Below are 21,251 nucleotides of genomic sequence, written 5' to 3'. Positions count from 1 at the left end.
GGTGCTTTCGCAGTCCGCCCTGGTGTTGGTGGTCCGCGCCGGCCTTCGGCCATGCGACGGATTAGTCATGAAAAAAGATCAGATGACTCCAGGGCGTCGCGCACTCCTGCGCGGCGCCGCTGTCTTCGGTCTGGCCGCGACCGCCGGCTGCGCGGGTACGGAGCGGCCGAGCGCACCAGGGCCCACGGCTCCCGGCGGTGCGGCGGCCGGCGGCCCGCCCGCCGCACGTGCCCTCAAGCCCTCGGCGTACCGCCTGCAGCCCATGACCGGCCACGGCCCGCCGCATGCCGCGCGCGCCCTGCCCCGCGTCCGCACCAAGCCGATCCTGCGTATGGACGGAGAGGGCCGCACCATGGTGCTGACCTTCGACGACGGACCCGACCCCCGCTACACGCCGGGCATCCTGCGCACCCTGCGCCGGTACGACGTCCGCGCGATGTTCTTCGTCTGCGGAGAGATGGCCGTCGACAACAAGGACCTGCTGCGCGAGATGGCCGACGACGGGCATCTGATCGGCAATCACACCTGGACGCATCCGCTGCTCCCGAAGATGACCCGGAGCGCGATGCGCGAGGAGATCGAGCGCACCTGCGAAGTCGTCGAGGAGGCCGTGGGCGAACCCCCGGCCTGGTTCCGCGCCCCCTACGGAGCCTGGAACCGCAACGCCTTCCAGCTGGGCGCCGACCTGGGCATGGAGCCGCTCGCCTGGACCGTCGACACCCTGGACTGGACCGAGCCGGGCACCGGAACGATCATCCGGCGTGTACGGGCGGGGGCGGCCCCGGGAGTCGTCGTGCTCTCGCACGACGCGGGCGGCGACCGCTCCCAGAGCGTGGAAGCCCTGCGGACGTACCTCCCGGAACTCATCGATTCGGGTTACCGCATCACCGTGCCGAGCCGCTACGAGATGTAGCCGGAATTCAGAACGAGAATTTCGCCCGCCCGGTGCCGTGCTCCGCCGACGCATTCGCCGTCAGCGCACGTCCACCAGGCGGGCGAAAACGACGACGTTCCCGTCGTATCCGGCCTGCTTGGAGAATCCGCCGCCACAGGTGATCACGCGGAGTTCCGGAGCTCCCTTGTCGCTGTAGACGCGGCTTCCCGGGAAATTGTTCTTCTCGAACACTTCGATCCCGTAGATCTCGAATACCGCGGTCTTGCGGTCCCTGCGCATGACCTCGACGCGATTTCCCTTCTTCAGCGAGCCCAGGCCGTAGAAGACGGCAGGACCCTGCTGATTGTCCACATGGCCGACGATCACGGACGTGCCCTTCTGGCCCGGCGAGACGGCCCCGGTGAACCAGCCGGCGAGGTTCGGGTCCTCCGGCGGCGGTGCGTCCACCCAGCCCTCCGCGTCGAGCCCGACGGGCATGACCGGCGCGTCCACCCGGATCCCCTTGATCCCCACACGCGCGGCGGGGGAGAAGGTCAGCGGTGCGACACCCTGCCCCGCCGCGTCGGGCGCCTGGTCCGCCGCGGCGGCCGATGCCGGCTGCGGCGGACCCACGTCGAATTCCCCTGAGCCATTCCGGATCAGCGCGAGGCCGGTCAGCAGAACAAGCGCCATCACGCCCCAGGGCGCGCGCTTCTTCTGCTGTTCCTCCTCATCGGCCGGCTGAGACGAAGACATTCTCTGATCCCCTCTCAACGCGGCATTCGAACCGCGTCCGTTGCGCTTACGAGAACGCTAAGCGGGGTGCGCGCGACGGGCGACAGAGCGGGAGCGAACGGGTGGCGCCCATACCGGGTATGCGCCATCCGAGTCGCGGTCGACAGGAAATTTCTGACGGTCCGTGACCTGCGGCAATATCGGCTTGTGCGTTCGCGCTTCGGCGTGTCGCCTCACCAGGACGGCCGATCGCCGAAATGCGGGTCTGTGCACGGCATCTGAGGGTCAGTCTGGGAGGCGCTCTCGCCGATCGACCGGGGACGGTTACCCCGGGGCGTCTTCCGCGGAGGATTCACATGCGTACTTCTCGTATGCGCACCACTCGTGCCCTCGCGGTCGCAGTCACCGCGGGTGCCGTCGTCGGCCTCGCCGCCCCGACGGCATCGGCCTGGGCCGACCCGTCCAACATCGTCGCCATGCCGAGCGTGATCCCCCGAGGGGGACAGCTGACGGTCACGGTCGACGGCAAGTCCTGCCAGGCTGTCGGCAGCAAGATCACGTCAGATGCCTTCCCGGACACGCACCTGAAGCACATGGGCAGCGGTACGGCCAGCGCGAACACCACGATCTATCAGCACGCCACCCCGGGTGCCCACAGCATCACCGTCCACTGCGGCGGCAAGACGCTCACCAAGCCCGACGCGTTCACCGTCATCCACGGCGGTGTCCGTGGTGGTCTCGGCGGCAGCAGCGACACGGGGGCGACCAGCACCGACATGGCGATCGGCGGTGTGCTCGTGGCGGCAGCCGTGGTCGGCGGCGGTGTGTTCTGGATGCGCCGCCGCGCGGAGAACGCAGGGCGCGGAATCTAAGCGCCCCGTACCGGCACGCCTGGCACCGGCAGGCCCGTCACTCGCACGTCGGGCCTTCGTACGCCGGTATCCGCACGTCGGGTGTGAACCGTTCCGCCCTCCTGACCGGCGCGTCCCCCTTCCGCGCCGGTCACGGGGCGGTTCGTGCCCACCCGCATGCCGCCGCCCGGTCGCCCGCTGAACTCAGCGGGCGACCGGGCGGCGGTGTGTCGGGAGCCTTGCGGTGGGCGGGTCAGGACTTGCTGTCCCCGCTGCGGCGGCGCGTCCAGTAGTACGCGGTGCCGAGTGTGCCCACGATCAGGGCGCTGCCGAGGGCGATCTCATGCAGGTCGAGCCCGCCGAGACTGCCGCCGACACCGGCCCGCACTCCGTGGCGGACCGGGGCCGTGGGGTGATGGGTGGGGTGGTGAGTGGGACGGCCCGTGGCGATGGTGAGGTCCGTGGTTCCCTTCTCGCCCTTGCAGTCGAAGGTCACCTCGTACATCGCGCCGGGTTTGGAGTCCTCGAAGACCGTCGCGGTGGTCGACTGCTGCCCCTTGGGGATCTGGGCGTCGTCGAAGACACCCGAGGTGACCGTCGTGTTCCCCTCGCAGCCGTCCACGCTGAGCGTGACCTGGCCGCCCGCGGCGATCGTCGAGGGGGTGACACGGAAGCCGAACGAGGTGATGTTGTTGTTCGTGTCGGTGTCGTCCGCGACGGCTGCGGAAGCGGTCGGGGCGGTGAGGGTCAGGGCGGTGGCGGCGAGCAGAGTGGCCGAGGCGACGCGTATCGCGCGCATGATCATTCCTCCGGGTCTCCGAGGAGCAGCCGCGGACCTTCTTCCGCTTTCACCTGTTATGCACCTCGATGCGGGAAACGCTAGGCAGGGAGCCGGGCGGCCGCGATCTCAGCCGCGCGAACGGGGCAACGGTGTGGGCCGGACAGGGGAACGGGGCGGGGTGTCGCGGGGTGGTGACGGGGGTTCAGAGGGCGGGGCGTGTAGAGGGGTGGGGCCGCCGCACGCTGCCGTCGGCGCCCTGTGTCGGGGCGGGCGACTGCTTTCCTGAAGCCCTTGCCGTGCGAGACGAGCGACAGGTGCGGGGGCGCGGGCGTGGGTGCTCCGGGCCTCGCGGGTGCTCCGGGACTCCGGGGCTCGGGAGCAACGGAGCGGCGCTCGCGGCCACCCCCGGTGACCGACGGCGCGCGGAACCGCGCAGCGAGCCTGCCATCAGTTCAACCGGGCGGGCGGCCATCACCCAGCGCCATGCTCTGGGCCGTGCCTGCCCTCAACGTGGTGGCTCAGGACCCCGTCACCCACACATGCGCCCCGCTGCCCCGCCACTCCACGAGGTGCGGGTCGTCGAGGGCCATGTCGGCGTCGCCGAGACCCGCGCGGCGCAGGAACTCCACCAGGTCACGGTCGTCGCGCGCGACGCCGACGGCCTGCCCGCGCACGGTGACCCGCCGCCCGCCGTCGGGAGTGGGCGGGTGGACGATGATGGGTGTCTGCCAGGTCATGCCACCAGAGTGCGCCGCGCGGGGCCGCCGCGCAGCACGGTTTACGGACCCGTGTGCGAAGCCGTTGCTCAGATGTCGGGGTAGCCGCTGCGCCGGTACCCCTCCCACCGGCGCCCGCCGGACGGCGCGAGCACCTCGTCCACGAGCGCGACAAGCCCGGCCGCCCTGCCCTCCAACGCCTCCCGTACCAGGCCCTCAAGCTCCGCGGAGAACCCTGTCCACACCGCGTCCACGCGCCGGGCCGTCCATTTTCCGCCGCCCGTCCACGACCCCGTACGCAGGAGGACGAACTCGGCGGCCCGCCCGGCGATCTCGGTGACGATGAACAGCCGTTCGCCGGCCGTCGAGCACCCGGCGAGGTCGTCGAGAAGGTCGGTCAGGACGTATCGCTGGTCCTCGATCTCGGCCGCGGTCGCATCGGGAGGTCCGGCCGCCAGCAACTGCCGCGCCTCGTCGCGCAGGCGGGCGCCCGTCCCGTCCCGGTCCGCGAGCACCACGCCGTGGGCGCACATCGACAGCAGCGACGACTTCCGCCGAGGGATCTCCCGCTCGACGAACCACCGCCAGCTGGCCTCGGTGTGCACGAACAGCTCCACCGGCCACGCGCCGAACCGCAGACTGCTCCGCGACGGCTCCCGGTCACCGGCGAACACCACCACGATGTCCAGATCCGAATACGGCGTGCGCCGCGAGGTCACCACGCTCCCGCCGAGAAGCGCCGCCACGGCGTCCGGGTGCCACGCCTCGACCAACTCCTGTGCGACCCGCGTGGGTTCCATCATGTCCACGCCCCAACTGTGCCGCAGTACACCGTGGCGTACATGTGAACCCCCCGGTGGGGCGCGGGTCAGGCGGGCTGTTTTGCCTGGTGGGGCCATAGGCTGGGCTTGATGATTGAGACCGTCGTGTTCGACGTGGGGGAGACCCTCACCAAAGATGACCGCTACTGGGCTTCGTGGGCCGACTGGCTCGGCGTGCCCCGTCACACCGTCTCCGCGCTCGTGGGAGGTGTCGTCACGCGGGGCCGCGACAACGCCGAGGCGCTGCGGCTGCTGAGCCCGGACATAGATGTCGCCGCCGCCTATCAGGCCCGCGAGGTCGCGGGGCGCGGTGAGCACCTGGCCGAGACCGACCTCTACCCCGATGTGCGCCCCGCCCTCGGTGGGCTGCGCAAGCAAGGGGTGCGTGTCGTCGTCGCGGGGAATCAGACGTCTCGCGTGGGTGAGCTGCTGCGTGGCCTGGATCTGCCGGCGGATCTCGTCGTCACCTCGGGCGAGTGGGGGGTGGCGAAGCCGGACCCGTCGTTCTTCGCGCGGGTGATGGAGGTGGCCCAGGCGGAGCCGGAGCAGACGCTGTACGTCGGCGACCATCCCGCGAACGACATCTACCCCGCGAAGGCGGCCGGATTGAGGGCGGCGCACATCCGGCGCGGGCCCTGGGGGCACTGGTGGGCGGACGATCCGACCCTCGTCGAGGCCGCGGACTGGCGGATCGACTCCCTCACCCAGGTGGCTTCGATCATCGCTGAGTGAGCGTCAGGGGAGGTACCGCACCGTGCTGTTGAGGGCGGGTACCTCCCCTTTCGTCATCTGCCGAGATTGTCGAAGAGCGCGCGGAACGGATCCGGGGTGGCCGCGACGCCACGGCTGTAGGGGGCGTCGAAGTCCCAGATGAGGAAGAGCAGGAAGGCGAACAGGGCCGAGAACAGCCCCGCGAGGATGAGTTCGCGCGGGGTGCGGCGGATCTGCAGGGCGAAGATCATGCCGACGGTGACGAGGCCGCCGATGATCAGGCCGAACCAGACGACGCCGGGCATGGTGGCCCCCGCGCTCTCCCCACGGGAGTTGCGTGCGTCCGAGGCGGCCGCGACCTCGTCGACGAGCGGCTGGTAGGCCTGGGCCTCGAAGTCGGACTTGGGCTGATAGTCGGTGACGTCGTGGCGTACGCGGCCGAGGAGTTGGGCACCGCGGTCGGTGAGTTCGCCGCGGTCGGCCATGTAGTCCCATTCGGTGGTGACGACATGGCTGACATAGGTGCGTACGTCCGTACGAATGCGCTCACGGACGTCGGTCGGGTACACCCGCGCCCGCTCGGACACCTCGTGCAACGCCTGGGCCTCGGCGTGCACATGGTCCTGGGCGACGCTGCGGGCCTCCCAGACGCCCGCGATGGCCAGACCGAGGACGATGGCGTACACCACGCCGATCATCATCGTCATGTACTCGATGACGTCCGGGGTCTCCGAAGCGTCGTAGTCCGGGCTCGTCCTGCGGTGCCGCAGGACGGTGACGATCAGGACGACGGCGCACGCGGCGGCCATCGCGAGGGTGAGAACAAGCCATTCCGACATGGGACCTCCGACGGTCAGCGCGGTCGCAGCGCGGCGACGGCGAGCACCGCGGGCGCGGTGACGAGCAGGGTGAGCGAGACCAGGGACGGGCCGCTGCGGGGCGGCGCCTTGCGCGGCGCGGCGTGGTACGAGGGGTAACTCACCGGGGACGGGGCGATCTTGGGGGCGAGGGTGGGGGTCGGCTTCGGCTTGGGGCTCGGGGGTGGCGGCGGCGGGGGCGGGGGCGGCGCGGGTGTGGCAGGAGCCGGGCGCGCGGGCGGTGGCGGCGGCGGAGGCGGCTCAGGCGCCCGTGGCTCCGGGCGTGGCGGTGGAGCCGGAGCGGGCGGCGGGGGCGGTGGCGGCGGCGGAGGCGGCGGAGGCTTGGGCTCGGGGCGGTGTGTGGGACCCGCCCTGCAGACCACCCCGTCGCCCGCGACGGCCACCGCGTCGCCGCCAGGGGCGTCACCGATCGAGGCGTAGGCGCAGTTGTCGGCGGGCGCGGCGACCGGCGCCGCGGCAGCCGTCGGTGAACCGAGCAGCCAGGTCAGCACCAGAAGCGCGGCTAAGCGTGTGACCAGGCCGGTTGAGGCCCTAGATGATCCATGCACGACAGGGATCATGGGCAGCGTGTCCCCCTGCCACGCCGCTGCCGCCCTCCTGGTACCCGAAGGGAGGAGACGGCGGGCGCGAGCTTGACGAACAAAAGAATCTTGAACGCAGGTTGAACGCATCAGCCGTTCCCACCCGTACCTAGGGCCATGCGTGACGCACTCAGCGACGCGACACCTCAAGCGACAGCGGGAGTTAGAAATGCGGCATCCATCAGGGAGTTCCTCCCGGGCCTGGCGGAGCGCCTCGCTCGTGGCGACAGCTGCGGCCATGCTGGCGCTGACGACGGCGTGCGGTCAGGAAAAGGGGGACCAGTCGCCGAACGGGCAGAACGTCGGCAACCAGGCCCCGGCCAAGGGGGACGGGTACGGGGCGGGAAGCGACGGGTACGGCGCCGACACGGGCGACGCGAAGGAGGGCGCGGGGAAGGCGAAGGCCGCCGGTCAACTCGCTGTCTGGGACAGCAAGAAGCTCGGCAAGGTCGTCACCGACAGCGAGGGCCGCACGCTCTACCGCTTCGACAAGGACACGGCCGAGCCCCCCAAGTCGAACTGTGACGGCGCCTGCGCCACGACCTGGCCCGTCGCGTCGCCCGAGGGCGCTGAAGCCCCGCCCGGCGTCGACAAGTCCCTCCTCGGCGAGGTCACGCGGACCGACGGCAGCAAGCAGCTGACCATCGACGGCTGGCCGATGTACCGGTACGCCAAGGACGCCAAGGCCGGCGACGCCAAGGGCCAGGGTGTGGGCGGCACTTGGTACGCCGCCGCCCCCGACGGCAAGAAGGCCGCGCCCGCCGCCGAGGCCCAGCCCCCCGCCGATACCGCGCCCGTCGACCCGGCAGGGCTCTCCACCCGCAAGGATCCCAAGCTCGGTGAGATCGTCGTCGACAAGAACGGCATGACCGTCTACCGCTTCACGAAGGACTCCGCCTGGCCGATGAAGTCCGCTTGCACCGGCGCCTGCCTGGAGAAGTGGCCGGTCGTTCCGCCCGTCGAGAAGAACGACACCAAGGGAATCCTCAAGAAGGGTTTCGTCGTCTTCGACCGCCCTGACGGACAGCAGCAGCAGACGATCGACTGCTGGCCGATGTACACGTTCTCCGGAGACAAGAAGCCCGGTGACACCAACGGTCAGGGTGTGGGCGGCACTTGGTACGCCGCCGGGCCCGACGGAAAGCCTGTCGGCGCTCCGAAGTAGACGTACCGGAATCAGACGTACGGGAAATAGACGCACAGAAGCAACCGTGCCGAAGGAAAGTACCGAAGAAGAAGTCCGGCCAAGAAGGGGGTCCTGTCAGAAGTACCTCGCGTACGGTCTACCGGTCCGTTCTTTTCCCCACTCCGGGGAAGGAACGGACCGGTTCTTTGGGTTGATATTCGGCACTTGCCACAGGCAGTGACCGAGAACGGACGGCCAATTTCCGTTTTGACTCGCTCCCTTGGCGGACGATCAGTAGCCTCACTTCGAACACCGGCTCGCCTCGCCTACGCCTTGGAGTCCTGATGGAGCGTCCCGCCTGGGCCCCGCAGGGCATCGACATCACGATGCCCAGCGTGTCCCGCATCTACGACTATTACCTGGGCGGTTCGCACAACTTCGAGGTCGACCGGGACGCAGCCCGCCGGGCCATGGAGTTCATGCCGGGGCTGCCCAAGATCATGCAGGCGAATCGTGCCTTCATGCGCCGAGCAGTGCGTTTCGCCGTGGACGAGGGCATCACCCAGTTCCTGGACATCGGTTCGGGCATCCCGACCTTCGGCAACGTCCACGAGATCGCGCAACAGGCGCACCCCGACGCCCGCGTGGCGTACGTCGACCACGACGCGGTGGCCGTCGCGCACGGCCGGGCCGTGCTCGAAGGCGACGAGAAGGCGGTGGCCGTCGCCGGGGATCTGCGCAAACCACGGGACATTCTGGGCAGTTCGGAGGTCAACGGACTCCTCGACCTGGACCGCCCGGTGGCCCTTCTCCTCGTGGCCGTCCTGCATTTCGTGGAGGACGCGTACGATCCCTACACAGCGGTCGCCGAACTGCGGGACGCACTCGCGCCCGGCAGCGTGATCGCCCTCACGCACGCCTCGTACGAAGGGATGCCGATCCCCGCCGAGCAGGCCGGTCAGGTCGTCGGCGTCTACAAGGACATCCGCAATCCACTGATCATGCGCTCGCGCGAAGAGATCGCGCGGTTCTTCGAGGGATACGACATGGTGGAACCCGGCCTCGTGCCGATGCCGCGCTGGCGGCCCGACACCGCGCCCGAGGAGGAGGATCCGTATACCTTCTCCGGGTTCGCCGGCGTGGGGCGCAGGGCATGAGCGGGGAACCGGACGGCCCCGAGGGCAGAGTGCGCAGGTTCGCCACCATCTGGAGCCGTGCCATCTTCCCGGTGACGGCGACGTCGCTGACCCGTCCCGAGTTCGAGCAGCAACTGGTGCCGCTGGCACGGCGGTTGCGTGCCGCACTGCACGAGCGGATCTTCGACGCGGCCGAGGGCCAGGCGATCGGCGCCGCGCTCGTGGGCACGCACTGCACCGACCCCGAGGCGCTGAGCCGCACCCTCGACTGCGTGGACGCCTACCTGGTCCTGTACTGCGGCGACGACGGCCCCCAGGAGGAGCTGCGGGCCCGCTCCGCGCGCCTGCAGCACGCCGTGGCCGCGGGCTTCGCCGCCGCCCTGCGGGAGCGGACCCTCGCCGAGCAGGAAGCGATATCCCGCGCCGCCCTGGACGCCCGCAGCGCCGTCGCCGAAGCCCTGCACGCGAGCGAGGCGCGCTTCCGTGCCGTCTTCCACGGCGCGGCGATCGGCATCGGCATCGCCGACCTCACGGGCACGGTCCTCGAGGTGAACGACGCGCTGATCCGCATGTTCGGCGGCCTGGAGAACCAGCTGCGCGGGCGCAACGTCGCGGAGTGGACGCACCCCGACGACTCGCCCCACGTATGGAAGCTCTACGAGGAGCTGGTGCGCGGGGAGCGCGAGCACTACCGCGTGGAGAAGGCCTTCTACCGCCCCGACGGCACCGTCCTGTGGACCAATCTGACCGTCTCGCTGCTGCGTGACGCGGACGGAGTGCCGCAGTACCAGCTGGCGTTGATGGAGGACACCACCGAGCGCCGGCTGCTCAATCTGCGCCTTCGCTACGAGGCCACGCATGACGCGCTCACCGGCCTGCCGAACCGGACGCTGTTCTTCGAGCGCCTGGAGAAGGCCCTCGCGTCGGGCGACGGCGCGCGGTTCGGGCTCTGCTATCTCGACCTCGACGGCTTCAAGACCGTCAACGACAGCCTCGGGCATGCGGCGGGCGACCGGCTCCTGGTCGAGGTCGCCGACCGGCTCCAGTCCTGCGCCACGGCACCCGGCGAGATGGTCGCGAGGCTCGGCGGCGACGAGTTCGTGGCGCTGACCACGGGCCGCGACACCGAGGCCGAGGTGGACGACCTCGCCGGACGCATCATGCACGCGCTCTCCACGCCCATCCGCGTCGAGGGCCGCGAGCTGACCGTGCGCGGCAGCATCGGCATCGTCGAGGGCCCGGCAGGGGAGCGCAACGCCGCGGAGGTGCTGCGCAGCGCGGACATCACGATGTACCGCGCGAAGTCCGCGGGCGGCAACCGCTTCGAGCTGGCCGACCCCGAGGCCGACGCCCGCGCCATCACCCGGCACGGACTGACCACCGCGCTGCCCGCCGCCCTGGAGCGCGGCGAGTTCTTCATCGAGTACCAGCCCCTCGTGCACCTCGGCGACGGCAGTGTGCGCGGCGCCGAGGCGCTGGTGCGGTGGCTGCACCCGCAGCACGGCGTCATCGGCCCGGACCGCTTCATCCCGCTCGCCGAGCACACCGGTCTGATCGTGCCGCTCGGCCGCTGGGTCCTGGAGGAATCCGTACGCCAGGCCCGCACCTGGGAGGCGCGGCACAAGGACGCGGGGCCGCTGCGCGTGAACGTGAACCTCTCGCCCATGCAGCTGACCCACCCCGGCCTGGTCTCGGACACGGTGGAGATCCTGGAGCGCGTCGGGCTCGAACCGAGCGCCTTGTGCCTGGAAGTGACCGAGTCCGCGCTGATCGGGGCCGACGACGACCTGCTCAAGCCGCTGCGGCGGCTCGCCGAGATGGGCGTGGACATCGCGCTCGACGACTTCGGCACGGGCTACTCGAACCTCGCCAATCTGCGCCGCCTGCCGGTGAGCGTCCTCAAGCTCGACCGCTCCTTCACGCAGGGCATGCAGCACTTCCCGGCTGACCCCGTCGACCTGAAGATCGTCGAGGGGATCGTCGCGCTCGCCCACAGCCTGGACCTCGCGGTCACGGTCGAGGGCGTCGAGACGGGCGCCCAGGCGGACCAGCTGCGAGAGTTGGGCTGTGACACGGCGCAGGGCTGGTATTATGCACGGCCCGGCCCGCCGGACCAGCTGCACGAGCTGGCACTCGCCGACGCGACGAGCTGAGGAGTACGACGGGTGTCCTCCGGAGTGATCAAGTGGGTGTACGCCTTCGTGGACCGGCCCAAGGACCGGTTCGCGCAGGCGCACACCTTCTGGACGGCGGTGACCGGAACGCGGCGCTCCCCGTTCCGGGGCGAGGACGACCAGTTCGTGACGCTGCTGCCGGAGGGTGCCGACGCCTTCCTGAAGGCGCAGGCGGTCGAAGGCTCCGGCGGCGCGCACCTCGACTTCGCCGTGGACGACGTCGTCGCCAAGGCGCGCGAGGCCGTCGCGCTCGGGGCGACCCCGGTCTTCGCGGAGGAGGGCCTGGAGGTCCTGCGCTCGCCGGGCGGGCAGCTGTTCTGCGTGGTGACGTGGGAGGGGGAGCGGGTCCGCCCCGAACCGCTCGCCGCACCGGACGGCACCACAAGCCGCCTCGACCAGGTGTGCCTGGACGTGCCGCCGGCGGTGTGGGAGGCGGAGAAGGCGTTCTGGCCCGCGTTCACGGGCTGGTCCGCGCGGCCGGGCTCGCGCCCGGAGTTCCACCTCGTCGAGCCCTCCGCGCAGCTGCCGATCCGGATCCTGCTGCAGCGACTGGACGCGGGGACCGCGGGGGCGCACCTGGACTTCTCCTGCTCGTACCCTGACGCGGACCGCGTCCGGCACGAGCGGCTGGGCGCCGAGACGGTGTGGCGGGGACCGCACTGGATCGTGATGCGGGACCCGGCGGGGGGCACGTACTGCCTGACGATCCGGGATCCCGAGACCGGCGGTCTGCCTCGCGCTCGTTAGCACCTGCGCCCCGTCAGGGGCGCGGGGAACTGCGCGGCCAGCCCCCACCGGGCCGGAAGTCAAGAGCTCACCGCTCCAACAGCATCCGCTGCAGCTCCCGCGCAGCCCGTGGCGGAGCCACATCGCTGCGGTGGGCCAGTGCGATCGTGCGGTGCAGGGTCGGGCGGGCCAGGGGTGTCATCCGCAGGCCGCGCCCCGCGCGTTCGGCCACCATGCGTGGAACGACCGCGACCCCGAGACCTGCCTGCACGAAGCCGAGCACCGCGTCCATCTCGCCGCCCTCCACCGCGAACTCCGGCTCGAAACCCTCGGCCCGGCAGGCGGCGACCGTCAGTTCCCGCAGGTCGTAGCCGTGCCGGAACATCACGAGGCGTTCGCGCTCCAGATCGGCGACTCGTACCGACGTGCCGCCGAACTTCGGCGTGTCAGGCGACGACACCACGACCAGGTCCTCACGGAGCAGCTCCACGGTCGTCAGCGCGGGGGACGGCGACGGCAACGGGAGCACGACGACGGCCAAGTCCAGGGCGCCGCGCGCCAGTTCGCGTACGAGGTCGTGGGAGCCGCTCTCCTCCAGGAGGAGCTGGATGCCGGGGTGCCGGTCGTGGAAGGCGCGAAGGACATCGGGCAGCAGGCCGGTGCAGACGCTGGGGGTCGCGCCCAGGCGGATCCGGCCGCGGCGCAGCTGGGCCAGCTCCTGGACCTCGATCCGCGCGGTGTCGGCGTCCGCGAGGATCCGGCGGGCCAGCGGGAGCAGCGCCTCGCCCGCGTCGGTCAGCGCGATGTTCCCCCGGGCTCTGCTGAACAGCTCGGCGCCCAGCTCCTTCTCCAGGGCGCGGACCTGCTGGGAGAGCGAGGGCTGCGAGACGTGCACCTGCTCCGCGGCCCGAGTGAAATGCCTGGTCTCGGCCACCGCGACGAAGTAGAGGAGCTGCTGGAACTGCATATACGGCAGGATACGGCCGATGATAGCCACTCGCTATCGAGATGAGCTGATCCATCTCTTGGACCGATCGGGACGTTCGGCCTTAGCGTCGGTCCCATGGCTCTGGCAACGCGGACGGACCGACGGCCGTCGATGACGCGCACGATCTGGGACTCGTCCGTCGGCAAGAAGACAGTGATGGCAGTGAGCGGCCTGATCATGCTGCTCTATCTGATCGCCCACATGATCGGGAACCTGAAGATCTTTTTCGGGCCCGCGGAGATCAACCACTACGCCCACTGGCTGCGCACGGTCGGCGAGCCCTTCATGCACTACGAGTGGACGCTCTGGCTGATCCGTGTCGTCCTCGTCGCCGCCGTGGTCGCGCACGCCACCTCCGCCTACCAGCTGAGCCGCCGCGACATCAAGGCACGCCCCACCAAGTACGTGAACAAGAAGGCGGGCAAGAGCTTCGCGACGCGCACGATGCGCTGGGGCGGGATCATCCTCGGCCTGTTCATCGTCTGGCACATCCTCGACCTGACGACCGGCACCGTGCACCCCGGCGGCTACGAGCACCTGCACCCGTACCAGAACATCATCGACACGTTCTCCACGTGGTACGGCAACGTCATCTACATCGTCGCCGTGGTCGCCCTCGGCTTCCACGTCCGCCACGGGCTCTGGAGCGCCGCGCAGACCCTCGGCGCGGGCAAGGCGACCCGTGACCGCACCCTCAAGATCATCGCCAATGGCCTCGCGCTGTTCCTGACGGCGGGCTTCGTCGTCGTACCCGTGGCCGTCATGACCGGACTGGTGAGCTAGCAGATGAATTCCTCTCGTGATCACTCCTCCCGTGAGTACGCCGAGTACGCGACCGGGGAGCCGGTCGTCGACACCAAGGCCCCGGCCGGCCCTGTCGCCGAACGCTGGGACACCCGCCGCTTCGAGGCCAAGCTGGTCAACCCCGCCAACCGCCGCAAACACACCGTGATCGTCGTCGGCACCGGCCTCGCGGGCGGCTCCGCGGGCGCCACGCTCGCCGAACAGGGCTACCACGTCGTGCAGTTCTGCTACCAGGACTCACCGCGCCGCGCCCACTCGATCGCCGCGCAGGGCGGCATCAACGCCGCGAAGAACTACCGCAACGACGGCGACTCCGTCCACCGCCTCTTCTACGACACCGTCAAGGGCGGCGACTTCCGCGCCCGCGAGTCCAACGTCCACCGCCTCGCGCAGATCTCGGTGGAGATCATCGACCAGTGCGTCGCGCAGGGCGTGCCCTTCGCCCGGGAGTACGGCGGGCTGCTCGACACCCGCTCCTTCGGCGGCGTGCAGGTCTCGCGCACGTTCTACGCGCGCGGCCAGACGGGCCAGCAGCTGCTCCTCGGCGCGTACCAGGCGCTCTCGCGGCAGATCGCTGCCGGGAACGTCGAGATGCACCCCCGCACGGAGATGCTGGACGTCATCGTGGTGGACGGCCGCGCCCGCGGCATCGTCGCCCGCGACCTGATCACCGGCAAGATCGAGACGTACTACGCCGACGCGGTGGTCCTGGCCTCCGGGGGCTACGGCAACGTCTTCTACCTCTCGACGAACGCCATGAACTCCAACGCCACGGCCGTGTGGCGGGCCCACCGGCGTGGCGCCTACTTCGCCAACCCCTGCTTCACGCAGATCCACCCCACCTGTATCCCGCGCACCGGCGACCACCAGTCGAAGCTGACGCTGATGAGTGAGTCGCTGCGCAACGACGGCCGGATCTGGGTCCCCAAGGCCCAGGGCGACGACCGCCCGGCGAACAAGATCCCCGAGGATGAGCGCGACTACTACCTGGAGCGCATCTACCCGGCCTTCGGCAACCTCGTGCCCCGCGACATCGCGTCGCGCGCCGCCAAGAACGTGTGCGACGAGGGCAGGGGGGTGGGCCCCGGCGGCCAGGGCGTCTACCTCGACTTCGCCGACGCCATCAAGCGCATGGGCAAGAAGGCGGTCGAGGCCAAGTACGGCAACCTCTTCGACATGTACGCGCGGATCACCGACGAGGACCCGTACAAGACGCCGATGCGCATCTATCCCGCCGTGCACTACACGATGGGCGGACTCTGGGTCGACTACGACCTGCAGACCACCGTCCCGGGCCTGTTCGCGATCGGCGAGGCCAACTTCTCCGACCACGGCGCGAACCGGCTCGGTGCGTCGGCCCTGATGCAGGGCCTCGCCGACGGCTACTTCGTGCTGCCGTCCACGATCAACGACTACCTCGCGCGCAATCCGCACCACGACGAGGTGTCCGACGAACACCCCGCCGTGCGGGAGGTGTTGGACGAGACCGAGGACCGCATCACCCGGCTCCTCGCCGTCGGCGGCGACCGCACCCCCGACTCCTTCCACCGCGAACTCGGCGAGCTGATGTGGGAGTTCTGCGGCATGGCCCGTACGGAGACGGGGCTGCGCAAGGCCCTGGAGCGCATCCCGCAGATCCGCGAGGAGTTCTGGCGCCGCCTCAAGGTCCCGGGCACCGGTGAGGAGTTCAACCAGTCCCTGGAGAAGGCGAACCGCATCGTCGACTATCTGGAGCTCGCCGAGCTGATGTGCCTCGACGCCCTGCACCGCGCCGAGTCCTGCGGCGGTCACTTCCGTGAGGAGTCGCAGACGCCGGACGGCGAAGCGGCGCGCGTGGACGAGGAGTTCTCGTACGCCGCCGCCTGGGAGTTCACGGCCACGGGTGAGGCTCCCACCCTGCACAAGGAAGACCTCGTCTTCGAGTACGTCCACCCCACTCAGCGGAGCTACGCATGAAGCTCACCCTGCGCGTCTGGCGCCAGCAGAACGCCGAAGCCGAAGGCGCCATGTCCACCTACGAGGTGGACGGCATCTCGTCCGACATGTCCTTCCTGGAGATGCTGGACACCCTCAACGAAGAGCTCATCGTCAAGGGCGACGACCCCGTCGCCTTCGACCACGACTGCCGCGAGGGAATCTGCGGCGCGTGCTCGCTCGTCATCAACGGCGACGCGCACGGCCCCGAGCGCACCACCACCTGCCAGCTGCACATGCGGTCCTTCGGCGACGGCGACACGATCGACATCGAGCCGTGGCGCGCCTCGGCTTTCCCGGTCGTCAAGGACCTGGTCGTGGACCGCTCGTCCTTCGACCGGATCATCCAGTCCGGCGGCTACATCAGCGCCCCGACCGGCGCGGCCCCCGAGGCGCACGCGGCTCCCGTGCCGAAGCCGGACGCGGACTTCGCGTTCGAGCACGCGGAGTGCATCGGCTGCGGGGCGTGCGTCGCCGCCTGCCCCAACGGCTCGGCGATGCTGTTCACCTCCGCCAAGGTGAACCACCTGGGCGTCCTGCCGCAGGGTGCTCCCGAGCGCGAGACGCGTGTCCTGGACATGGTGGCGCAGATGGACGAGGAGGGCTTCGGCGGCTGCACGCTCACCGGCGAGTGCGCCACCGCTTGTCCGAAGGGCATTCCGTTGCCTTCCATCTCCGCGATGAACAAGGAGTGGTTGCGGGCCACGCGGAAGGTGAGCCGCTGAGCGCTGCGCTGGTCTGTTGGGATCTGCGGGTCGTTCGTGGCTGATCGCGCAGTTCCCCGCGCCCCTTCGGGCCGCTACCGTCGCCCGCATGCATCCGGGAGCGTACGACCCCGCCAGGCCGGCCGTCGTCACCGCCGACGGCACGAAGACTCTCACCTACGGACAACTCGAAGAACGCTCCCTGCGGCTCGCGGATCATCTGCGGGCCGCAGGCTTGCGTCGGGGCGACCACTTCGCCCTGCTCGGCGACAACGACCCGCGCGCCCTTGAGGTCTACTGGGCGGCGCTGCGCTCGGGCCTCTATCTCACCGCCGTCAACCACCACCTCTCCACGGACGAGGCCGCGTACATCGTCCGCGACTGCGGGGCGAAGGCGCTGATCGTCTCCGGCTCGCTCGCCGAACTGGGCGCGACCGTGCGGGAGTTGGCGGGCGGCCCGCCGGTCATGCTCGGCCTCGACGACGGAACGTACGAGAAGGCCCTTGAGTCCGCGTCCGCCGAACCGCCCGCCAGTCAGCCCCGCGGCACGGACATGCTCTACTCCTCCGGCACCACGGGCCGCCCCAAGGGCATCAAGCCCGCGCTGCCCGAGGGTGACGTGCGCGAGGAGCCGAGCGCCTATGTGCTCATCTTCCAGGCCATGTACGGCTTCGGGGAGGACACCGTCTACCTCTCGCCCGCGCCGATCTACCACGCGGCGCCTCTGCGCTTCTGCGGCGTCGTCACGGCGCTCGGCGGCACGGTCGTGCTCATGGACGCCTTCGACGCGGAGGGGGCCCTTGCGGCCGTCGAACGCCATCGCGTCACGCACAGCCAGTGGGTGCCGACCATGTTCGTGCGGATGCTGAAGCTGCCCGCCGAGGTGCGCGAGCGCTACGACCTGTCCTCGATGAAGACCGCCATCCACGCGGCCGCTCCCTGCGCCGTCGAGGTCAAGCAGCGGATGCTGGAGTGGTGGGGACCCATCCTGTACGAGTACTACTCCTCGACCGAGGGCAACGGCATCACGTTCATCTCGCCCGAGGAATGGCTGCGCAAGCCCGGCTCCGTGGGCAAGGACGGGTTCCTCGGGGAGCTGCGGATCTGCGACGAGGCGGGCGAGCCGCTGCCGAGCGGCGAGACCGGCACCGTCTACTTCGAGCGCGAGGAGACGCCCTTCCGCTACCACAACGACGACACCCGCACCCGCGAGGCCCAGCACCCCGAACACCCCAACTGGACCACCACGGGGGACATCGGGCACGTCGACGAGGACGGCTATCTCTTCCTCACCGACCGCAAGGCGTTCATGATCATCTCGGGTGGCGTGAACGTCTATCCGCAGGAGGCCGAGGACTGCCTCGTGCTGCATCCGGCGGTCGCGGACGTCGCCGTGATCGGCGTGCCCGACGCGGAGATGGGGGAGGCGGTGAAGGCGGTGGTGCAGCCGGCCGAAGGGGCGTCCGCCGGACCCGAACTGGAGCGTGAGCTGGTCGCGTTCGTGCGGGAGCGCATCGCCCACTACAAGGCGCCGCGCTCGGTCGACTTCGCGGATTCGCTGCCGCGCACGCCCACGGGGAAGCTCGCCAAGTCCTCGCTGCGCAGGTCGTACTGGCCGTGAACGGCCCGGGTCAGACGGCCTCGCCGCCGATCTCGCCGCTCGCGAGGACCGTCTCGCGGAAGGACGCCACCACCGGCCGCAGATCGATGGCGTGCCAGGCCGCCCAGAGGTGAACGGACGCCTTGTGCCAGGGCAGTTCACGCACGGCGACGCCGTCCGTCGTGCCGCGCACCATGCTCTTCTGGATGAGTGCGAGGCCCAGGCCGGAAGCGACGAGGCCGAGCGCGGTGAGCGGCTCGGCGGCGTCCAGGCGGATGTCCGGGGTGAAGCCGGACGCCACGCACGAGGCGAGGAAGGCGTCGCGCCAGGCCGGATCCCGGGAGTTCTCGACGGCGATCCATGCCTGGCCGTCGAGGTCGCCCGGCGCCAACTCCGCCTGCGCGGCCAGCGGATGGGACGCGGGCAGCGCGAGAAGGAGCGGGTCTTCGAGGAGAGGCGCGGCCAGCAGGTCCGGGTCGTCACGCGCCGGTGGCTCCTGGACCAGGGCGATGTCGAGGCTGCGCTGTCGCAGGCCCTCGAACTGTTCCGCCGTGGAGAGGCTGTAGAGGGCGACGTGGATGCCGGGGCGCTGCTCCTGGAGGGTGCGCAGCGCGCCCGGCAGGACGCCGGTGTGCATGGCGTCGCCCACGTATCCGATGCACAGTCCGCCCTCCTCGCCGCGCCCGAGCCGACGGCCGAGATTCTCCAGACGGTCCGCGTGCCGCAGCAGGGCGCGGGCCTCGCTCAGGAAGACCTTGCCGTCGGAGGTGAGGCGGATGCGCTGCTGGCTGCGCTCGAAGAGGGCGAGGCCGAGCTGTTTCTCCAGCTGGGCGATCTGGCGGCTGAGCGGGGACTGGGAGATGTGCAGGGCCTCCGCCGCGCGGCCGACGTGTTCCGTCTCGGCGACGGCCACGAAATAGCGGAGTTGTCGCAGGTCAAGCATGTAAGACCTCGGAGGACTCAAGTGTGTCCAAGCGAGTCTTGGACAGTCTCAAGCATCGATCCTAACCTCGAACTCGCAAGGCCGACGGATCAACCGGTCACCACCGATACCGTCAGAAATCCACCACCGCGAGGACTCCCCATGAGCATCACGTCCCTCCTCCCCGGAGCGCTCGGCTTCGGCACCGCCCCGCTCGGCAACATGTTCCGCGCCATCCCCGACGAGGAGGCCGCGGCCACCGTCGAGGCCGCCTGGGACCAGGGCATCCGCTACTTCGACACCGCCCCCTTCTACGGAGCGGGGCTCTCCGAGATCCGCCTCGGCGACGTACTCGCGGGCCACCCCCGCGACGACTACGTCCTGAGCACGAAGGTCGGCCGCGTCATCCTCGACGAGGTCGAGGACCCCGCCGCACGCGACCTCGGCGAGAAGGGCGGCCTCTTCGAGCACGGCCGCCCGAACAAGATGGTCAACGACTACACGGCCGATGCCACCCTCCGGTCCATCGAGGACAGCCTGAAGCGGCTCAGGACGGACCGGCTCGACATCGTGTGGGTGCATGACGTCGCGCAGGACTTCTACGGCGACGGATGGCTGGCCGCCTTCGAGACAGCCCGCACGGGTGCCTTCCGCACCCTGGACCGGCTGCGCGACGAAGGTGTCATCAAGGCCTGGGGCCTGGGCGTCAACCGCGTGGAGCCGCTGGAGCTCACCCTCGACCTGGACGAGCCGAAGCCCGACGCGTTCCTCCTCGCGGGCCGCTACACCCTCCTCGACCACGACCGCGCCCTGCAGCGCCTGCTGCCGGCGGCCGAGGCCCAGGGGGTCGACATCGTCGTGGGCGGGCCCTACAGCTCGGGCATCCTGGCGGGCGGTCAGCACTTCGAGTACCAGAAGGCGCCCGCGGAGATCATCGCCAAGGTCGAGCGCATCAAGGCGCTCGCCGAGCGGCACGGCGTCGGCATCAAGGCCGCCGCCCTGCAGTTCTCCCTCGCCCACCCGGCGACGGTGGCGGCGATCCCCGGGGCCACCAGGCCGAGCCGCATAGCCGAGGACGTCGCCGCGCTCGGCGAGACGGTCCCTGCCGCGTTCTGGGCCGACCTGCGCGAGGAGCAGCTGATCGCCCCTGACGCCCCGGTGCCGACGGCCTGACCTGCTCGAACCTGCCAACTCCCGCTGCCCGTAAACCCGTACATCCCTCCCGTCTCAAGGAGAAACCGTGGCTTCCACCTCCGCGTCCATCGAGATCCCCGTACCGGCCGACCGCGTCTGGCAGCTCATCGGCGGCTTCGACTCGCTGCCCGACTGGCTTCCGTTCATCCCTGTCAGCGAATCCAGCGAGGGCGGCCGCGTGCGCAGCCTGACGAGCGAGGACGGCGGCGTCATCATCGAGCGCCTCCTGACCTTCGACGACAGGGCGCGCACCTACAGCTACTCGATCCTGAAGGCCCCCTTCCCCGCCACCGACTACGTGGCCACCCTCGCGGTGCACGAAGTGCCCGGACAGGACGCGTCGCGCGTGGAGTGGTCGGGCGTCTTCACGCCGGTGGGAGTCGGCGACGACGAGGTCGTCGCGCTGTTCCACGGCATCTTCAGCGACGGTCTCGCCGCCCTGAAGCAGACCCTCGCCGCTTGAGAACCCGAAGGCCCCGGGGCTGTGTCTCCCCGGGGCCCCGTCTTGCTGATTGTCAGACTCGGGCGACGAACTTGACCTCGACCAGCAGTTCGGGGAAGGCGAGCCGGGAAGTGCCGATCATGGTGCTCGCCACCTGCGGGTCGGGCCGACCGTAGGCTTCCTTGCGCACCGGGCCCGCCGCGGCGTCGGCCGCGTCGACATCGAGTGCGTAGATGACCTCTTCGACGACGTCGTCCAGCGATGCGCCGAAACGCAGAAGGAGTTCCGCCGCGTTGGCATAGCACTGGCGCAGCTGCTCGCCCATCAGGGAGAAGTCCGTGACCAGTCCGGCATCATTGACCGGAGCAGGTGCCACGACATCCGTCCCGCTGTGGGCCACCTGGCCGGAGAGGTAGATGGTGTCGCCGCGTTTGACCGCCTGCACGTACCCGTAGGTCTCTTCCCACGGGACTCCGAAACGTTCGACTTGCTGTGTGCTGCTCATGGTGTCGA

At 70.1% G+C, this 21,251-nt stretch carries 22 protein-coding genes; 13 read left to right on the top strand and 9 right to left on the bottom strand.

Annotated features, from left to right (window positions below):
• Positions 1–67: 67 nt before the first annotated feature.
• On the top strand, positions 68–913 hold the full coding sequence (locus ABZ833_RS04560; RefSeq protein WP_361040875.1) for a polysaccharide deacetylase family protein: 846 nt from the start codon (positions 68–70) through the stop codon (positions 911–913).
• A 60-nt stretch (positions 914–973) separates the two neighbouring features.
• Here the strand turns inward: ABZ833_RS04560 and ABZ833_RS04555 are convergent, their stop codons facing one another.
• Positions 974–1,630: a class F sortase gene (locus ABZ833_RS04555; protein WP_361040872.1), complete on the bottom strand. Its 657-nt coding sequence runs from the start codon at positions 1,628–1,630 to the stop codon at positions 974–976.
• Positions 1,631–1,980: 350 nt separating this feature from the next.
• On the opposite strand from ABZ833_RS04555, the gene ABZ833_RS04550 reads away from it, so the two are divergent.
• Positions 1,981–2,481 (top strand): hypothetical protein, encoded by a 501-nt coding sequence (locus tag ABZ833_RS04550; RefSeq protein ID WP_361040870.1) that lies wholly within the window; start codon positions 1,981–1,983, stop codon positions 2,479–2,481.
• Positions 2,482–2,713: 232 nt separating this feature from the next.
• Here ABZ833_RS04550 and ABZ833_RS04545 read toward each other — a convergent pair whose 3' ends face one another.
• The 3 genes from ABZ833_RS04545 to ABZ833_RS04535 all read right to left on the bottom strand — a co-directional run bounded on the left by ABZ833_RS04545 (position 2,714) and on the right by ABZ833_RS04535 (position 4,757).
• A complete protein-coding gene (locus tag ABZ833_RS04545) occupies positions 2,714–3,259 on the bottom strand; it encodes a hypothetical protein (protein ID WP_361040869.1) in 546 nt (181 codons plus the stop codon).
• A gap of 500 nt (positions 3,260–3,759) precedes the next feature.
• Positions 3,760–3,978 (bottom strand): hypothetical protein, encoded by a 219-nt coding sequence (locus ABZ833_RS04540; RefSeq protein WP_249586103.1) that lies wholly within the window; start codon positions 3,976–3,978, stop codon positions 3,760–3,762.
• 68 nt (positions 3,979–4,046) lie between these two features.
• Positions 4,047–4,757 (bottom strand): nucleotidyltransferase domain-containing protein, encoded by a 711-nt coding sequence (locus ABZ833_RS04535; protein WP_361041365.1) that lies wholly within the window; start codon positions 4,755–4,757, stop codon positions 4,047–4,049.
• A 111-nt stretch (positions 4,758–4,868) separates the two neighbouring features.
• On the opposite strand from ABZ833_RS04535, the gene ABZ833_RS04530 reads away from it, so the two are divergent.
• Positions 4,869–5,510, top strand: a complete 642-nt coding sequence (locus ABZ833_RS04530; protein ID WP_361040866.1) for an HAD family hydrolase — start codon at positions 4,869–4,871, stop codon at positions 5,508–5,510.
• 53 nt (positions 5,511–5,563) lie between these two features.
• Here ABZ833_RS04530 and ABZ833_RS04525 read toward each other — a convergent pair whose 3' ends face one another.
• Together ABZ833_RS04525 and ABZ833_RS04520 are read right to left on the bottom strand one after the other, a co-directional pair.
• Positions 5,564–6,328, bottom strand: coding sequence for a hypothetical protein (locus tag ABZ833_RS04525; protein ID WP_361040863.1), 765 nt, complete (start codon positions 6,326–6,328; stop codon positions 5,564–5,566).
• 14 nt (positions 6,329–6,342) lie between these two features.
• Positions 6,343–6,858 (bottom strand): hypothetical protein, encoded by a 516-nt coding sequence (locus ABZ833_RS04520; protein WP_361040861.1) that lies wholly within the window; start codon positions 6,856–6,858, stop codon positions 6,343–6,345.
• A 259-nt stretch (positions 6,859–7,117) separates the two neighbouring features.
• Between ABZ833_RS04520 and ABZ833_RS04515 the strand changes: the two genes are divergently transcribed.
• From ABZ833_RS04515 to ABZ833_RS04500, 4 genes are all read left to right on the top strand, one after another.
• Positions 7,118–8,113 (top strand): SCO0930 family lipoprotein, encoded by a 996-nt coding sequence (locus tag ABZ833_RS04515; protein WP_361040858.1) that lies wholly within the window; start codon positions 7,118–7,120, stop codon positions 8,111–8,113.
• A 305-nt stretch (positions 8,114–8,418) separates the two neighbouring features.
• Complete coding sequence (locus tag ABZ833_RS04510) at positions 8,419–9,231, top strand: SAM-dependent methyltransferase (protein WP_361040856.1); 813 nt, start codon at positions 8,419–8,421, stop codon at positions 9,229–9,231.
• Complete coding sequence (locus tag ABZ833_RS04505) at positions 9,228–11,363, top strand: EAL domain-containing protein (protein WP_361040853.1); 2,136 nt, start codon at positions 9,228–9,230, stop codon at positions 11,361–11,363. The genes ABZ833_RS04510 and ABZ833_RS04505 overlap by 4 nt, the downstream gene beginning before the upstream one ends.
• 12 nt (positions 11,364–11,375) lie before the next feature.
• Positions 11,376–12,131 carry a VOC family protein gene (locus ABZ833_RS04500; RefSeq protein ID WP_361040850.1) on the top strand — a complete coding sequence of 252 codons (756 nt, stop codon included), beginning with the start codon at positions 11,376–11,378 and terminating at the stop codon, positions 12,129–12,131.
• A gap of 67 nt (positions 12,132–12,198) precedes the next feature.
• Here ABZ833_RS04500 and ABZ833_RS04495 read toward each other — a convergent pair whose 3' ends face one another.
• Positions 12,199–13,077: a LysR substrate-binding domain-containing protein gene (locus tag ABZ833_RS04495; RefSeq protein ID WP_361040848.1), complete on the bottom strand. Its 879-nt coding sequence runs from the start codon at positions 13,075–13,077 to the stop codon at positions 12,199–12,201.
• A gap of 132 nt (positions 13,078–13,209) precedes the next feature.
• Between ABZ833_RS04495 and ABZ833_RS04490 the strand changes: the two genes are divergently transcribed.
• The 4 genes from ABZ833_RS04490 (at position 13,210) to ABZ833_RS04475 (ending at position 18,201) form a co-directional block, all read left to right on the top strand.
• Complete coding sequence (locus ABZ833_RS04490; RefSeq protein WP_361041363.1) at positions 13,210–13,881, top strand: succinate dehydrogenase; 672 nt, start codon at positions 13,210–13,212, stop codon at positions 13,879–13,881.
• A 3-nt stretch (positions 13,882–13,884) separates the two neighbouring features.
• Complete coding sequence (locus tag ABZ833_RS04485) at positions 13,885–15,858, top strand: fumarate reductase/succinate dehydrogenase flavoprotein subunit (RefSeq protein ID WP_361040845.1); 1,974 nt, start codon at positions 13,885–13,887, stop codon at positions 15,856–15,858.
• Positions 15,855–16,601, top strand: a complete 747-nt coding sequence (locus ABZ833_RS04480; RefSeq protein WP_361040843.1) for a succinate dehydrogenase/fumarate reductase iron-sulfur subunit — start codon at positions 15,855–15,857, stop codon at positions 16,599–16,601. Before ABZ833_RS04485 ends, ABZ833_RS04480 begins: the two co-directional genes overlap by 4 nt.
• Before the next feature lie 88 nt (positions 16,602–16,689).
• Positions 16,690–18,201, top strand: coding sequence for an acyl-CoA synthetase (locus ABZ833_RS04475; protein ID WP_361040842.1), 1,512 nt, complete (start codon positions 16,690–16,692; stop codon positions 18,199–18,201).
• 10 nt (positions 18,202–18,211) lie between these two features.
• On the opposite strand, the gene ABZ833_RS04470 is transcribed toward ABZ833_RS04475, so the two are convergent.
• Positions 18,212–19,123, bottom strand: a complete 912-nt coding sequence (locus ABZ833_RS04470; protein ID WP_361040838.1) for a LysR substrate-binding domain-containing protein — start codon at positions 19,121–19,123, stop codon at positions 18,212–18,214.
• A 141-nt stretch (positions 19,124–19,264) separates the two neighbouring features.
• On the opposite strand from ABZ833_RS04470, the gene ABZ833_RS04465 reads away from it, so the two are divergent.
• Together ABZ833_RS04465 and ABZ833_RS04460 are read left to right on the top strand one after the other, a co-directional pair.
• Positions 19,265–20,275: an aldo/keto reductase gene (locus ABZ833_RS04465; protein ID WP_361040837.1), complete on the top strand. Its 1,011-nt coding sequence runs from the start codon at positions 19,265–19,267 to the stop codon at positions 20,273–20,275.
• A gap of 67 nt (positions 20,276–20,342) precedes the next feature.
• Entirely contained in the window at positions 20,343–20,759 is a 417-nt protein-coding gene (locus ABZ833_RS04460; RefSeq protein WP_361040834.1) for an SRPBCC family protein, read from the top strand.
• Between the two features lie 52 nt (positions 20,760–20,811).
• Here the strand turns inward: ABZ833_RS04460 and ABZ833_RS04455 are convergent, their stop codons facing one another.
• Complete coding sequence (locus tag ABZ833_RS04455) at positions 20,812–21,243, bottom strand: Rid family hydrolase (protein WP_361040831.1); 432 nt, start codon at positions 21,241–21,243, stop codon at positions 20,812–20,814.
• Positions 21,244–21,251 lie beyond the last annotated feature (8 nt).

The sequence above is a fragment of the Streptomyces sp. NPDC047525 genome (assembly GCF_040643025.1).
In the GTDB taxonomy this organism is placed as follows: Bacteria; Actinomycetota; Actinomycetes; order Streptomycetales; family Streptomycetaceae; genus Streptomyces; species Streptomyces durmitorensis.
The sequence above is the reverse complement of the archived record's forward strand: the minus strand, read 5'-3'. Positions and strand labels throughout refer to the sequence as shown.